12 protein-coding genes and 1 pseudogene are annotated in these 15,115 nt (G+C 44.8%); 2 read left to right on the top strand and 11 right to left on the bottom strand.

Annotated features, from left to right (window positions below; translation table 11 throughout):
• Window positions 1-3 precede the first annotated feature (3 nt).
• From AC58U0_RS02585 to AC58U0_RS02605, 5 genes and pseudogenes are all read right to left on the bottom strand, one after another.
• The gene (locus tag AC58U0_RS02585; protein ID WP_497377484.1) at window positions 4-981 is read right to left on the bottom strand and encodes an ABC transporter permease; all 978 of its coding nucleotides are present in this window, start codon (window positions 979-981) and stop codon (window positions 4-6) included.
• A 389-nt stretch (window positions 982-1,370) separates the two neighbouring features.
• Window positions 1,371-2,114, bottom strand: a pseudogene (locus tag AC58U0_RS02590) (effector binding domain-containing protein); the annotation flags it as partial.
• Between the two features lie 129 nt (window positions 2,115-2,243).
• Window positions 2,244-2,954, bottom strand: coding sequence for a metallophosphoesterase family protein (locus AC58U0_RS02595; RefSeq protein WP_497377485.1), 711 nt, complete (start codon window positions 2,952-2,954; stop codon window positions 2,244-2,246).
• 393 nt (window positions 2,955-3,347) lie between these two features.
• On the bottom strand, window positions 3,348-4,574 hold the full coding sequence (locus tag AC58U0_RS02600; protein ID WP_497377487.1) for a Ger(x)C family spore germination protein: 1,227 nt from the start codon (window positions 4,572-4,574) through the stop codon (window positions 3,348-3,350).
• Between the two features lie 26 nt (window positions 4,575-4,600).
• The gene (locus AC58U0_RS02605) at window positions 4,601-6,217 is read right to left on the bottom strand and encodes a spore germination protein (RefSeq protein WP_497377489.1); all 1,617 of its coding nucleotides are present in this window, start codon (window positions 6,215-6,217) and stop codon (window positions 4,601-4,603) included.
• Between the two features lie 416 nt (window positions 6,218-6,633).
• Here AC58U0_RS02605 and AC58U0_RS02610 point away from each other — a divergent pair, with 416 nt between their 5' ends.
• Window positions 6,634-7,758, top strand: coding sequence for a GerAB/ArcD/ProY family transporter (locus AC58U0_RS02610; protein ID WP_497377490.1), 1,125 nt, complete (start codon window positions 6,634-6,636; stop codon window positions 7,756-7,758).
• Between the two features lie 68 nt (window positions 7,759-7,826).
• On the opposite strand, the gene AC58U0_RS02615 is transcribed toward AC58U0_RS02610, so the two are convergent.
• The 4 genes from AC58U0_RS02615 to AC58U0_RS02630 form a co-directional block, all read right to left on the bottom strand.
• Entirely contained in the window at window positions 7,827-8,924 is a 1,098-nt protein-coding gene (locus AC58U0_RS02615) for a glycoside hydrolase family 88/105 protein (protein WP_497377491.1), read from the bottom strand.
• 56 nt (window positions 8,925-8,980) lie between these two features.
• Window positions 8,981-9,856 (bottom strand): carbohydrate ABC transporter permease, encoded by an 876-nt coding sequence (locus tag AC58U0_RS02620; protein WP_497377492.1) that lies wholly within the window; start codon window positions 9,854-9,856, stop codon window positions 8,981-8,983.
• Between the two features lie 49 nt (window positions 9,857-9,905).
• Complete coding sequence (locus AC58U0_RS02625) at window positions 9,906-10,856, bottom strand: ABC transporter permease (RefSeq protein ID WP_497377493.1); 951 nt, start codon at window positions 10,854-10,856, stop codon at window positions 9,906-9,908.
• Window positions 10,857-10,958: 102 nt separating this feature from the next.
• Window positions 10,959-12,488, bottom strand: a complete 1,530-nt coding sequence (locus AC58U0_RS02630; RefSeq protein WP_497377494.1) for an extracellular solute-binding protein — start codon at window positions 12,486-12,488, stop codon at window positions 10,959-10,961.
• 118 nt (window positions 12,489-12,606) lie between these two features.
• Here AC58U0_RS02630 and AC58U0_RS02635 point away from each other — a divergent pair, with 118 nt between their 5' ends.
• The gene (locus tag AC58U0_RS02635; protein ID WP_497377496.1) at window positions 12,607-12,759 is read left to right on the top strand and encodes a hypothetical protein; all 153 of its coding nucleotides are present in this window, start codon (window positions 12,607-12,609) and stop codon (window positions 12,757-12,759) included.
• Between the two features lie 104 nt (window positions 12,760-12,863).
• Here AC58U0_RS02635 and AC58U0_RS02640 read toward each other — a convergent pair whose 3' ends face one another.
• Together AC58U0_RS02640 and AC58U0_RS02645 are read right to left on the bottom strand one after the other, a co-directional pair.
• Window positions 12,864-13,025 (bottom strand): hypothetical protein, encoded by a 162-nt coding sequence (locus AC58U0_RS02640; protein ID WP_497377498.1) that lies wholly within the window; start codon window positions 13,023-13,025, stop codon window positions 12,864-12,866.
• Window positions 13,026-13,521: 496 nt separating this feature from the next.
• Window positions 13,522-15,045, bottom strand: a complete 1,524-nt coding sequence (locus AC58U0_RS02645; protein ID WP_497377499.1) for an extracellular solute-binding protein — start codon at window positions 15,043-15,045, stop codon at window positions 13,522-13,524.
• Between the last annotated feature and the right edge of the window lie 70 nt (window positions 15,046-15,115).

Genomic DNA, 15,115 nt, shown 5'->3' on the forward strand with positions numbered 1-15,115 from the left:
CGCTTACCATAACCCCCGTTCTCCAAACGCTCGAGTCAATCTGTTTACGCCAACGACCAGTATCAAACCCACTGCGGATTGGAACAACCCTAAAGCCGTTGTATAGCTGTAGTTCATATTCTGCAAACCGACACGGTACACGTATGTGCTAATTACATCCGCAACATCCAAGACGGACATATTCTGCAGAACCAGTGTCTGCTCAAGCCCCACATCCATCATCTGCCCCATTCGGAGAACGAGCAGGATAGCTATTGTGCTGCGAATGCCCGGCAATGTAATATGCCAAATCTGACGAAGCTTCGATGCGCCATCCATCTTGGCCGCCTCATACAGCTGCGGATCAATCGAGGCCATTGCAGCCAGATAAAGAATTGTGCCCCAGCCCGCTTCCCGCCATATGCCAGATAAAGTATAAGCAACAGGCCACCAGCCGGAGCTAGCCATGAAATAAATAGGTTCGATGCCAAACACCTTCGTCAGCACCAAATTGACAACACCCGTGCTTGGTGAAAGCATAGCAATGAAGATACCCCCAAGGACAACCCATGAGATGAAATGGGGCAAGTAGAGCAGATTCTGAACGGTCCGCTTGTACCATTCTTTGCGTACTTCATTAAGCAGAAGCGCGAGTAGTATCGGCACCGGAAATCCAAAAACAAGGCTGTACACATTAAGCAGCAACGTATTTCTTAATACTCTCCAGAAATCGATGCTTTGGAATAAGCTTGTGAAGTGTTTAAGCCCTACAAACTTGCTGCCGAAGATGCCGTCGGCGAATCGATAGTCCTTGAAGGCAATAATCTCGCCAGCCATCGGAGCATATTTAAATAGCAGATAAAATCCAATCACAGGCAGAAGCATCAGATACAAATGTCGATCCCGTATCAAGCGGCCTCGGAATGTGGACGGAATCGGCTTGGTTGGAATTGGCTTCCGCTGGCTTAGCTTCTTATGTAAGCCGGTCACTCTTTCCTCCATGTTGTGTTCACCCTTTCCAAATGTGAGCCTGCTGTTGTGCCGGCGATATCATCGTATCCTGCCACTGCTTACTTGCAAATAGACACGTTTTGCTCTGCTGTCTTTTCTTAACAATTGCCCTGTCACCTTACTTAAACTAGGTTCATTTTCCTAAGGTGACCGCAACTAATCAATACGGTAACGAAGTCGTTTTACCTTGGTTTCCGTGAAGCCCAGTCTCCAAACCCAGACGCAAAAAAAGAGACCCACAGCAACGGGCTGCGGGTCTTCAAGTATATATATTTAAAAAGGGGGTCGAATTTCAGTATAGGCCCCGAACCTTAAAACCAGATGAAAACCAGATGTCATTTTGATTACAAATGATTCCTATTTGTTACAAGCAGGGTGCTCTATTTTTCCTTAATCGGAATATAAATGTCCATTTGGATGAGCTCCTGTTTGGATGGGTTACAGCGTTCATCATACAATTCGAACTCTGCGCCACCTGCATGTTCATAGCCGGAATGAGGAAACCACTCTTCGAAAATGGACTTCCACGTGCTCTGAATGGATGCAGAAAATTGATCCTGTGTCACCTTCGGTGTTGTAAACACCGCATACCTTGCCTCCGGAAATTCACGGCTCACCAGATCGGCTGGCACTCCTTCGAAACCTGTGGCCTCCATTCCGATGATATAACAAAAATCCCCAGTCTCCATGTTAAAATCCGTACAAATGCCCAACTCAACTTGTAAATCTGCATGTACGCGATTGGGAATGCGATTCCCCTTGCCCTCCTGTAGATACGAGCCCCAGAATGCAGGGATTTCACGAAGGTTTCTTCCCTCTTTGCTAGTCGTTTTCAGTTCATAGCCAATCAGTTTAAAAGCAGGCTTCGTCTTCACTTGATATTCCATTCGAATTCCTCCTAATATAGGGATCTTTGAGCGTAGCTCAAAGTCTCTCCGCTTTGGGTTGAATTTTCTTTGCAGCACATTCACTTTCGCATAAACTGGCGTCAATATACCTTGTTTACGGCAAGCAATCGGCGTACGTTCAAAAACTTTTTTAAATGCTCGAGTGAAATTCTCGTGGGACTGGAACCCATTGTCGAGGGCAATATCGATTAACTTCTTCTCCGTATGTGCGATCTTCTGAATCTGCACAAAGTAATCGGTGTCCATCGGTTGCCCCCTCCAGCATTCTAAACAAAGTGTAAGCTATTTAGAATAACGCTTCTTGATCTTTCTTGCTAAAGGACTCGCCCGATGCGATCCCATCGCTTATTTCCAACTCCCTTTGGAAGCAACCGAATAGGTCTTGTACTGATTTCTGCCCTTGATTTCCAGACAATTGATTTGCAAGCCGTATGCACATCCGCCATCAATGCCGATCTTATCACGATCGAACCAAACATCTGCTTTTCCGTGAATATCCTTAGCCGGCGTATGCCCAAAAACGACTGTTTTTTTTACAACGGTTCGCTGCTGAACAAAAGGAGCTCGAATCCATAAAAAGTCCCTTTCTGGTTGGGTTTTCCAATCCAAAAATGCAGGATTAAGCCCAGCATGAACATAAATGTGAGTCTCGTCCTCGTGATAGTATGGAAGATTATTTAGAAATGAAATATGATCGCTGAACTTTGCTCGGATTCGTTCTTTCGATTGCTTCAAGTCAAGATCCTCGGCCCCGCAGAAGCTTTTAAATGTTTGGATGCCTCCATGTTCAAAAAACTTCATTTCCGTCAATGAATCTACGTCCCCCAGAACATCTACAAAACGTTGGTCATGATTCCCTTTGAGCGCAATCGCTCCCTTTTCGCGCACCAAATGCATAACGAATTCCACGGTTTCCCGACTTTGCGGCCCCCGATCCACGTAATCACCAAGCAGCACGAGCTGGTCTTCTTCGGCATTGAAATTTACTTTATCGAGTAATTGCTTGAATTCATCCACACAGCCATGTATATCGCTTACGGCTAACGTTCTTTTCATATCCTGTACCTCCTGATGGCGCGCTCCTGCAAATCCGCTCCCTAGCAAACTCTGAATCTATGCGTATTTCTATGAATTAGGTTTTATTTTATCATAGTTTGGTTTATTCTGGATTCCTTAATTATCATTCAACTAACGTAAGAAACATGAAAAGGACGTCCTGATGGACGCCCCCTCATTCAACTTCTTGTGCTATTGATGTACGATACTCCTTTTAACTATGCGGCCAGATCGGAAGGTAAACATGGAAAACAGCAAGAAAACTCAAGGTCATCCCTATCATCATCAAAAAACTGTATATAAGCAGATCTTTACGATACTTTTTGTTCCTCATTCCGGGCACATCTCGAGAAGCAAGTAGTACAAAAAGAACTACAATCAGGATGACTTTCATTAACTTTCGGACTCCTTCTCTTTCAAAATTAAAGGTTTATTCGTTAAACCTGTACGGTTTACCGTCAAATCAGTAATGATATTGACTTTAAGCTTGGGAAAATCCTCCTCCCATTGCTTATTAAACTTACTTTTCCACGCTTTTGGATATTTCCGTTCGACAGCGACTCCAAATCCGAAAATGTCTGATTTAAATTTTTTCTGTGCCATATCAAGTACCAACTGAATTCTTTTTTTGAGATCCTCTTCCAATTCTTTTTCCACAAAATGAATTACTTTTGGATCACTTACATCCAATTTCGAGTTATTCTCATAAAGATCATTCTCAGCACTTACTTTCACTTCCATGGTTATTTCTCCACCCTTAAGAATCGGAGTGATTTGGGTCTTGGCCTTCAGTATTAAAACACTGATTTTTCCATTTCCCTTTTCCTTCGGAATGTTTACCGTGACAACACCGGTTTTCATTTCCTTGCGAAGCCAGAGAACCCCTCTCGTCTCTAGGTCATTCATCCAGCCAATTAATTTATCCTTTTTGAATATCGCGGATCCATTGAGCGACAGGTTGGTTTCTATATTCGACACAGATGGTGCCTTTGAATCCTCTTCATTCATTAAATTCGAAGATACAATTTCCATTTCGGCAGCAATCGGTTCCACGCCTTCTGTTACAAGCATATGGACAAACTCCTTTAGATTTATCCTTACGCCAATGTGCTGTTTCACTTCCTCCCTCATGACTTCCGATGGTATTTTTTCGAGTTTGGGGATAAACTTCAGAATCTTTAAAGCTTCTCCCTTGGTAAAAAGTATGTAACTGCGCATTCGCGCTTCCCGTTGTCTAATAAAAAAATCGAGTATCGGAGAAACTCCGTCTCGAGCCATTTGTTCGCCAATAACGATAATACCGCTGTGAGAAAAGAAAATGCGGCGCGGCAGTTTCTCCTGGAGTCTTCGATAGGCATCCAGAATCGATTCCCCCTTTTCTGAAGTGACCCATACAGCTTTAGCTCCTATACCTATCTCCCCGCTAGAGCCCCCTTGACCTGCAGCGCCTAACATTCGCGGAATAGCGACCTGCAGTGCTAAACGGATTTTACCATCCTCCATCTTATCGATTCCTGCCGCGGTCACAAAGGCTAGGTCGTTGACTTCTATCCGGCTCCAGCAGCCCGAAAGAATCGGCATCATCAGAAGGATCAAAACCAATAAAATTCGTGTTCTCATCCAACATTACCCTTCCCTAGAAAATCCTACTCCTTGTTGTTCGGCTGTCGGGGACGCAATGATCTTTTCATTCGCTGTGGATTACTTTTGGCATTCTCTTCCGGACGCTCCGTCATGCTCCACCAAGGCACCCGAACAAGTACATCTTTAAAATCACCAAAATGCAGCGGGGCTAAAGGTGACAAATAGGGTATGCCGAACGAACGAAGGCGGCACATATGGCTCATAATGAACAACATCCCTAATAATATTCCGTATAATCCCAGCGACCCGGCTAAAAACATCATGGGAAAACGCAGCAATCTGATTGCGACCGCCTGACTGAAGCTGGGAATGATAAATGAAGCGATTCCCGTGATGGATACGACAATAACCATCGGGGCGGAAACAATGCCGGCCATAACAGCGGCCTGACCAATTACCAAAGCTCCAACAATACTCACCGACTGTCCTACAGGTCTAGGTAAACGCACACCGGCTTCCCGCAACCCTTCAAAGGATATTTCCATCAGCAAAGCTTCGATAATAGCTGGAAAGGGGACCGTTTCACGGGAGGAAGCCACACTGTATAACAGGGTTGACGGAACCATTTCCTGATGAAATGTTAATAGAGCAATATAGAGAGATGGCAAAAACAAGGCGATCACCAGAAACAAAAAGCGGATCCAACGGATCGCCGTCGAAATCATAAAACGCCCATAATAATCTTCGCTCGCCTGCAGCATTTCATAAAAAGTTACCGGAACGTACAGGGCAAAAGGCGTATTATCGATAATAATCGCTACTTTCCCTTCCAATATGTTGCCAACGATTTTATCCGGTCGTTCCGTGCTCTGCACCTGAGGGAAAATGGACCGCGGATTGTCTTCAATTAATTCCTCGATATATCCGCTTTCCAGAATCGCATCGATGTCAATCCTGCCGATTCTTTCACGGACTTCCGCCACTAGTGATTCATCAGCAATGCGATCCAAGTAAGTAATGACGATCTCGGTTTTCGATAACCGTCCTACTTTCATCGCTTCCATTTTCAGCTGAGGGGTTTTCAATCTCCTGCGAATGAGACTGGTATTGGTCCGCAGGTTTTCTGTAAACCCGTCCCTAGGGCCGCGGATCACAGCTTCGGTCGCCGGTTCTTCAACCGATCGGGACTCCCATTCTCTCGCACTGATGAATAAAGCCTGTCCTGTGCCGTCAAGAATCAATGCGGTATCCCCAGACAATACGTGATCTATTACATCTTGGAAATTAGTTCCACTGCTTATCTGCGCAGCAGAAATAACTTGATTCCGAAGCAAAATCTGCATGTCCTCATAACGAAGATTGGCTTGTGCAAACTGGTTTTTCCCATACTCCATCAGAGGTTTCATAACATCATCGTCAATCAATTTCATGTTGACTAGGCCATCTAAAAAGAGAAGCGTCCCCTTGTGAGTCTCACCCACTTGAAAATCCCTAAACACAATATCAGAAGAACGATCAAAGATCATTTTCAATTGTTCTACATTCTGTAAAAGATTCGTGCTAAGCACATCATTTTTCAAAGGTGCCGTGAGGATTGTAGATGATTGTTCGGGATAGTTCGTGTGCTTTCGTTTAGAAGCCACTAAACTTTTCAACCAACCTAACTTTCCTTTTTCCATGCCACCCTCCCCCCTCACTACTTAGCCTTTAATTTTTTGACCACCACAAAGAAAAGATAACCTACTGACATAATAACCGTAGCGAACATGTAGAAAGCTCCCATTGCAGCCAACAGCATCTCCAAAACAGTGAACGTATAAAAATTTGTACGGCCCAAAAATTTAGACGAAACTTCATGTAAGTAAAAATATAAACACCATCCGATGAAAGCGATGAGTACGATGCCAAAACACAGATTACGAAACTTCTTCATCATTTCTCCTCTGACACGCGAGCTGTTCTATTCCATTTCTATCTTCCTATCTTTTGACAATTTGAGGTAAACGATACCTAAACCATAAACAATATTTCGTTTAAAAAAGATAATGAACGTTAATAATGATATCTAATTCGCAGGAAAGGTGGTGAGGCCGGTATGCAACCGGAGAAAATAAGTATCAAACAACTCTTTCTTCTTATGTTAGCTTTTGAAATCGGGAGTGCTATTATTTTCTCATTAGGAGCGGAAGCTAAACAAGATGCTTGGCTAACCGTATTAATAGGCATGGTGTTTGGATGTATTTTAATCTCCGTCTTCACCAAATTATCCGAGTATTATCCAGGTCATTCATTGATTCAGATCATTCAACAACTTATGGGTAAGTTTATTGGATATCCATTATGTATCACTTATATTATTTATTTTACCTCTCAAGCTGCGAGGATCAGTCGAGATTTCTCCGAACTTATGATTTCTACAATTTTGGTTGGAACTCCAAGTATTTTTATACTTGCAAGTTTTGTAGCCGTTATTATTTATACGCTCCGCGGTGGCATTGAAGTGTTTGGACGTATGGCGGAATTGGTATTTCCCGTTATTTTGATCATATCCATGAGTACATGGATGGTCGTTTATATATCAGGGGTTGTTGACATGAAGCACCTTACACCTATGTTGGGTTCAGGAATAAACAAAGTCTGGAAAGAATCATTTCCATATCAGACTAGCCTGCCCTTTGGGGAATTGGTTGTATTTACCATGGTTTGGCCAGCGTTAAAAGACAATGTGAAGCTTAAAAAAGTAGCGATGGCCGCAGTTTTGACAGCAGGCATTTTATTATCCTTTAATATATTAGGTATGATCTCCGTTCTAGGGCCTCAATTGTACGGTATGTTAAATTATCCTCTATTATCGGCGATACGAATGGTCTCCGTAGCGGATTTTCTCGAGCGGGTCGATGCTGTGGTTATCATGCTAATGGTAGCAGGGGGCTTCTTTAAAGTAGGTATCTACATCTATGGCGCCTCGGTTGGGACAGCCCAATTATTAAATTTGAAGAACCATCACTTCGTTCTTATTCCGCTTGGTGCGATCATTGTCCCTCTTGGTCATATCATGGTTAAAACATATGCAGAACACCTAGCGGTAGGATTAAAATTTGACATGACCTATCTACATCTCCCATTGCAGTTTGTAATACCCAGTTTGTTGCTGATTATGGCATATTATCACCAAAAGGTACTATCCCACAGTGGTCCTACATTGCGGCAAAGGCAATAACGATTTGCTAAGTTTCACGAAAAATAAGGCTGAACACGAAGTTGTGTCCAGCCTCTTAAACACAAATCTTAGGACTTCATGAGTGACTCCATTTCTACACACGCCATCACGAATGTGCCAACGCCATGTAGATCGTTCTCACTAGTCGGACGAGTCACATAGTTCTCATAATCGCCTGCTGACGTTCCGATACAGATGAGTGGCAGAATCACCCGCTCCTGCTCGTCGAACTTCAGTGTTCGGATCAGTCCTTCATATCCCTTCACCGCTGCGTCCACACATTCTTGGCCGACAACCCCGTGCTTAATTGCTTTGGCAATCGTGTATACGAACAGATTGGTACAGGATGTCTCCAGCCAGTTATCCGGCTGATCACCCTTATCAACGATTTGATACCACAATCCGCTTTCCGCATCCTGATATCGAATCAAGGCATGAATGAAATCACGCAGCGATTTAACTAACTCTTCACGCCCTGGTTCGTCCGCTGGGAGCTCATCAAGGAATTGTGTAACCGCTAGGCCATACCAGCCGAGTGAGCGGCCCCAAAATTCCGGTGAACAGCCGGTCTCGGCATTCGCCCATGGCATCTTCCGGCTTTCGTCCCAGGCATGGTACAACAGTCCTGTCTCTTCATCTTTCATATATTTGCGCATCAGTTTCTCTTGATGCAGCACCGTGGAGCGCAATGCATCATCTCCGTAAGCATTCGCATACTTCAATGAGAAGACGCCTGCCATATACAAACCGTCCAACCACATGTTGTAGGCATATTTATCTTTATGCCAGTAACCGCCCTCCGAAGTGAGATTCAGCGTATTCAGCAAGCTTCTCAGCTTACCCGCAGCGATACGGTATTTGCTTTGTCCGTTCCGTTTTTCCAATCGGAACAACAAAAGCCCCGCTTGAACCGCATCCAGCTCATCCCGTGCGAAATATAGATTGCCGTGTTCATCGATCAAACCATCGACATATGCCTGAATATAGGCGTCATAGCGTTCATCTTGTTCAGCTTCCCACAGCATTTCCATGCCACATAAGAAAACACCTTGGTGGTAATGCCAGCGCTCAGCAGGCGGGAGCTCCATCGGCGTGTACGTGCTCATAATTGAATCGCAGGCAGCTCGTGCCCATTCAATGGGTGATTTTACAAAATGATGAGTCATATTGAATTTTCCTCTCTATGTCTAAATAAATTTTCGGATTAATTGAAATTCCTTCCTTATCCCTTAATGGAGCCAATCATAGCCCCTTTAGCAAAGTGCTTTTGCAAGAACGGATACACACACAAGATCGGTAAAGTCGCAACGACGATAACTGCCATCTTAATCGATTGTGCAGGAGGCGGTGTGACACTATCCAAATCCGCACTGACATCCATCCCGCTGGCAAGCACGACAATTTGTCTGAGGAGGACCTGAATCGGCCACTTCGCACTCTCATTCAAGTAAAGAATCGCGCTGAGGTAAGTGTTCCAATACGTCACGGCGTAGAACAAAGAGATGGTTGCAATAGCAGGCATCGATAATGGCAGTACAATTCGGAACAAAATACCAAAGTCACTGCAGCCATCGATCTTAGCAGACTCTTCGAGTCCCTCTGGGATGTTTTGAAAGAAATTTTTCAAAATAATTAAATTAAAGGCACTAATCGCAGAAGGAAGAATCAACGACGCATAGCTGTCGATCATCCCCAGTTCCTTCACAACTAGGAAGGTCGGAACCAATCCGCCGTGAAACAACATCGTAAACACAACAAGAAACATAATGATTTTTCTTCCATCCACGTCTTTACGGGACAAACCGTAGGCCATCAAGGCTGTGATAAACATACTGATGATCGTTCCCGCAAGCGTGGTACCAATCGAAACACCCATGGCTTTAAATATCGTATTCGTTGAGAAAATGAATCGATAGGCCTCTAAACTCCAATCCGTCGGAATAATGACAAATTTCTTGGCAGCCATTTCCGCACTGGTCGTAAACGAACCCGCTACAACGTGTACAAAGGGAATAAGCGTAATGAGACCAATGATCGTTAGTAACAAATAATTGATGATGCCAAACATTCTGCCGCCTAGCGTAGTGTCTTCTACCATGGTAGAACCTCCTAAGAGTTTTGCTTTAGCAAAACTTACTTCGTAAGCATTAATAAACGCCCTCTTCGCCCATCTTCTTGGCAATTCGGTTAACTAACATAACCAGCACAAGTCCAATAAACGATTTGAACAATCCGATAGCAGCACTGTAACTGAACTGCCCTTGTTTTAACCCTGCTGTATATACATAAGTATCAATGATCTCAGCAACATCTCGGTTCATGGAGTTGAGAAGCAAGTAGACATGTTCAAAACCGAGTTCGAGAACCGCACCAATTTTCAAAATTAACAAAACAATGATGACACTTCGAATGGCAGGCAATGTAATATGCCACATTTGTCTAATCCGTCCTGCACCATCCATACGCGCAGCCTCATACAACCCAGGATCGATAGAAGCAATCGCCGCCAGATAAATAATCGTACCCCAACCCGCTTCTCTCCAAATCACTTGAAGAATATAGATCGGTCTGAACCATTCCGGAGCTAACAAGAAATTGATCTTTTCAAATCCAAAAAACTCAATAATATCGTTGATAATTCCGCCGTCCATCGTCAGCATAACGAAACTGATCGAGACAATAATAACCCAGGACATAAAGTGTGGCAGATAGACGATCGTTTGAAATACTTTTTTGAAAAGATCCCCTTTGACTTCATTCAGCATGAGCGCCAGAAGAATCGGAATCGGGAAATAAAACAAGAGATTCATGACAAATAAAATTAACGTATTGCTTAAAATAATCAAGAAATCGGGCTCTGTAAACAAACGCCGAAAATGCTCTAAACCAACCCATTCACTCCCGCTAATCCCTTTAAACGGTTTATAATTCTGAAATGAAATGATCAATCCGTACATGGGAATATATTTGAAAACGAGAAAGTATAAGACTCCCGGCAGCAGCATGACGTAGATCCATTTGTTTTTCCAGAGTCGTCTACCCAGTTCGCTGCTTTGTTTCCTAGCCACCACACGTTGTGCTACATTCACTTCCTGCATACGGTTTCTTCCTTTCCGAACGATTCATTCAAACCAAGAAGACTGCTACTGATGACACAGCAGTCTTCCCGCATTCAACCTGTATACTTTGCTGTAATAACATTACTTTTTATAAACAGCGTTGTATTCCTCGATAATTTTGCTGCCTCCACGACTCTTCCAATCTTCAATAGCCTTATCAAAACCAGCCTTATCGATCGTGCCGTAGATATATTTGTTCGTTGCATCTTTAATCACATCTTGAAGTTGAGCGCCCTTCTCCTGGTTCGTTTTCGAATCCAGAGCAGCTACCGGATCCTGCACAGCGAACTTCAGGTTCGCTATCTTGAGTTCATCTGCCTTACCTTGAGCAGGAATCGTAGGAATACCCAAGTATCTGCCGGACGTATCTTCATCACCAATGGCCGCGTCTGTGAATGGCTTGACTTCGCGTGTCCATTTCTCTTCATCCAGCTTCTTCGCTTTGTTGTCGATTACGCTGTAGTTAGTATCTTTAATGCCCCAGTTTGCAACATTGGCAACTTCAGGCGTCATCATTTTGTCAAAGAAAGCCAAGACCTTCCTTAGCTCAGCTTCTGTTTTCGTAGCGGATTTCGGGAACAGAACGACGTTCGCATAACCAGGAAGAGCCCATGCTGCGAATTTACCACTTGGCCCAGCGACCATACTGTGCACATCCACAACAGCGGTAGGCACGTTTTTGATCAAATCTTTATTGAGAGATGAAACATCCGTCATGGCACCGATGTACATACCCGCTGTACCATTGGTGAACAGCTTCTGTTGATCTGTTTTACTTGTAGCCGCGAAGTCCTTGTTGATCAGTCCACCATCACGCAGCTTCTTGTAGTAATCCATCGTCGCTACATATTCGGGGAACATGAACTCAGGCTGCAGCTTGCCATCTTTAAGGCCCCAATTGTTCGGTACGCCTAACCAAGTGGCAACGGTCTTGAATGATCCGTAAATGAGATCGTTACGATCCGTTAAGCCGATGGTATCCTTTTTGCCATTGCCGTCAGGATCATTTTCAGTGAACGCCTTCATCATGGCAACCAAATCTTCCGTTGTTGCCGGTGGCTTCAGTCCTAGCTTATCCGCCCAATCTTTCCGATAGATGAGACCTTGACGGGCAATGTCTACACCGCGATAAAGCGTGTAAAGCTTGCCATCCACTTTCGTATTATCATTGGTTGTGGATTTCAATTTACTCAGGTTCGGGAAGTCCTTCAGTAGAGGACCAATTTCCCAGAATTGTCCGTCACGAATGGCCGATTTCATCTGAACAAATGTCGCCTGGTTTTTGAGGTAAGTAACTTGCGGCAGTGCCCCTGTTGCAAATGTTGTATTCAGCTTCTCCTCATACGTATCCGCCGGGAAAAATTGATACGTTAGCTTCGTGTTCGTCAACTTTTCGAGTTCTTTAATAATCGTATCGGGCGGCGTTTGCGCTGTGTTCAGCGGTGCCATAATCGTAATCGCCGTCGGTTTGTTGTCTGCCGTTGCTTTAGGCGACTCCACCGCACCAGTCGTAGCTGCAGGAGTTGACTTCCCCCCGTCTGAGCAAGCTGCCAGTGCAAAGCTGGAAACAAGCAGAACGCTAAGTGGAATCGAGACTAAGTTTCTCTTCATATTGGTTAGACCTCCGCGAAATTGTTGTGTGCTACAAGTTCCACACTACACGCCCGCAGGGAGGTGCCGAAATAATCATTTACTCATTTAGACCCCGTTTGGCATGGGATGTGAGATGATGATTATCGGTCGGGGAGATGATTATCCACTCCGCTCGTACTTTAACCAGTTGGGCACTCTTTCTGCCAATGTAGCGATGTTTTTCATCGCTACAGTTACTCGTGCGCGCTCATACGCAACTTTAACGATGAAAATCATCGTCTCAGCCTAAAGCGGGCTTCCCCCGTAGCCACACAGCTCCTCCAGCAGCTCGCTGGATAGCTCCAGTAAGCCGCAGATCACGAAGGCCAGCTGATTGCTCTCCTTCATACGCACCTACTGCTCCTCATCAGGGCTCATGTTCTCCGGTGCCTTATCGTCCGGCACCTCTATCATCTGCACCTTGGCATACGACCCTATGCGTTTCACATACTCCGCGATCCGGTCCACGAGAAAGCGCCCTTCAATTTCCCTACGGTTAATATCTTGTTCATGCATAACCGACAATCTCCCCTCATTTGCTCCATTGGATAAAATACAATCAAATCAGGCTCATTCACCTTATTTGCCCGCTTTCATTGGAGTTAATCCAACAGAATGCTCCAAAACCAGCTCTTCTGAGCTATTTCCACCTATTCCACTGTATAAATCCAATGGAACTAACCCCAATCGCCGATGTCGTGAGACATCATTGGATATCATCCAATCAAATCCCTCAAGTTGAGGTATTTCGACCTTTCTCCCAACGCAAATAAATAAGGGGTAAGCTTCGCTTACCCCAAAACAAACTCATATCAGTCAAAAAAACCGCCGCGCACCAGCGCCAGCGGTTCCCCTTACCTTACCTTACCTTACCTTACCTTACCTTACCTTACCTTACCTTACCTTACCTTACCTTACCTTACCTTACCTTACCTTACCTTCCTCCCTTTCCCTTGTCCTTTCCCTTGTCCTTTCCCGTGTCCTTCCCCTTGTCCATTCCCCGTCCCCAACCTCAACCTCGCTTACCATAAGCCTCGTTGTACTCTCTTATCATCTGGCCGCCGCCATTCCGCTTCCAGCGCTCAATCTCTTGCTGGAATGCGGCTTTGTCCAGTTTCCCCAGGATATAATTGTACGTAGCGTCAGATACAATTTTGTACAATTCGACGCCTCGCTCGTCGTAGGTCTTCGACTCCAGTCCAACGGTCGGGTCTTTGACGACGTTTTTCTCGTTGTCCAGGCTCAACCGATCTGCAAGCTGCGACAAAGACTCGCTCTCCGAGACGCGCATGACCTTCGGATTGTTCAGATCGGCAATCATGAGGGCATACAGCGCGTTCACTTCATTCACACGGATCTTGGACGTCTCTTCCGTCAGCAGAACTTGATCCCCTTTGGTTGTGAAATGACGCCCTTCTAACCCATATTTCATCAAGTTAGCGACATCTTTATCCATCGACCTATCAAAAAATTGCAGCATCTGCTTCAGTTCCGCCTCGGTTCGTATTGCCTTTTTCGCAAAAAGATAGAGCGCACTATAATTAGGGATCGACCAAACCCGAAAACCCAATGGGCCTTCGATATGGTTCACGAGCGTGAGCTTCGCCTTCGGGTTCATGAGCTGAGCTTCATCCGAAAGACGCTGCACGTCCTGCATGCTGCCAATATAGACGCCCGCAATGCCGCGAATGAATTTATCGCGCTGAACTTCCTTACTGGTGACTGCGAAATCGGCATTGATCAGCTTCTCGTCATATAGTTTCTTCATATAGTTCATTGTGTCTACGTAGGCCTGGGTTTCGAACTCAGGCACTAGCTTCCCACCGCCATCCGTACCCCAGTTATTCGGAGTACCGAAATAAGAACTGATCGTTTTGAACGCGCCAAAAACCAAATCATTCCGGTCGGTCAGACCGATGGTGTCTGCTTTCCCATTCAGGTCAGGATCACCGAACGTGAAAGCTTTCAATACCTGATACAGCTCATCCAGATTCGTCGGCTTTGCCAGCTTCAGATTGTTCAGCCAATCCTCACGAATAATAATGCCCTGCCGAGAGGAGGGTCGCTCGGTATACAAGCCATAGATTTTGCCATCGACAGCTGCCTGCCCCAAAATCTCCTTGTTCAGCTGTTTCAGATTGGGATACGCCGCCAAGTAAGGTCCGATATCCCAGAATGCCCCGGAACGGATCGAATTTTTCATCAGCATGTAGTCCGTATATTTCACATAGGTTGCTTTTTTCAATGAGTTTGTGGTGAGCGCGGTGTTCATTTTATCGGTATATATGCCGTCTGGAACCCAGTTCAGATCAAGCTTCGTTTGAGTGCGATTCTCGATTTCCTGAACCAATTCAGGGATAGGCGGATGCGGAAAATGCAGCGGCGCCATGATCGATATAACAGGACGATTGCCGTTCGTATCATCTGTCTTTTTCGAGCTGCTTATCTGACAAGCACTGATCAAAGCAACCATCAGCAGTCCTATCAAAAGGAGACCAAAAAGCTTGAAACCCTTGCCATATAAACTTGTTCTCATGAGAGATCCTCCCTTATAGCAGCTGTGTTTTTATAGTCAAAATCAGAGATAATGATTATCCGTCACTCAG

Source organism: Paenibacillus sp. J31P190, from assembly GCF_059692075.1.

Excerpts from the sequence above, each read along its gene's own strand:
- AC58U0_RS02585 (WP_497377484.1), bottom strand. The coding sequence starts at position 981 with ATGGAGGAAAGAGTGACCGGCTTACATAAGAAGCTAAGCCAGCGGAAG.
- AC58U0_RS02595 (WP_497377485.1), bottom strand. The coding sequence starts at position 2,954 with ATGAAAAGAACGTTAGCCGTAAGCGATATACATGGCTGTGTGGATGAA.
- AC58U0_RS02600 (WP_497377487.1), bottom strand. The coding sequence starts at position 4,574 with ATGAGAACACGAATTTTATTGGTTTTGATCCTTCTGATGATGCCGATT.
- AC58U0_RS02605 (WP_497377489.1), bottom strand. The coding sequence starts at position 6,217 with ATGGAAAAAGGAAAGTTAGGTTGGTTGAAAAGTTTAGTGGCTTCTAAA.
- AC58U0_RS02610 (WP_497377490.1), top strand. The coding sequence starts at position 6,634 with ATGCAACCGGAGAAAATAAGTATCAAACAACTCTTTCTTCTTATGTTA.
- AC58U0_RS02615 (WP_497377491.1), bottom strand. The coding sequence starts at position 8,924 with ATGACTCATCATTTTGTAAAATCACCCATTGAATGGGCACGAGCTGCC.
- AC58U0_RS02620 (WP_497377492.1), bottom strand. The coding sequence starts at position 9,856 with ATGGTAGAAGACACTACGCTAGGCGGCAGAATGTTTGGCATCATCAAT.
- AC58U0_RS02625 (WP_497377493.1), bottom strand. The coding sequence starts at position 10,856 with ATGCAGGAAGTGAATGTAGCACAACGTGTGGTGGCTAGGAAACAAAGC.
- AC58U0_RS02630 (WP_497377494.1), bottom strand. The coding sequence starts at position 12,488 with ATGAAGAGAAACTTAGTCTCGATTCCACTTAGCGTTCTGCTTGTTTCC.
- AC58U0_RS02635 (WP_497377496.1), top strand. The coding sequence starts at position 12,607 with ATGATTATCGGTCGGGGAGATGATTATCCACTCCGCTCGTACTTTAAC.
- AC58U0_RS02640 (WP_497377498.1), bottom strand. The coding sequence starts at position 13,025 with ATGCATGAACAAGATATTAACCGTAGGGAAATTGAAGGGCGCTTTCTC.
- AC58U0_RS02645 (WP_497377499.1), bottom strand. The coding sequence starts at position 15,045 with ATGAGAACAAGTTTATATGGCAAGGGTTTCAAGCTTTTTGGTCTCCTT.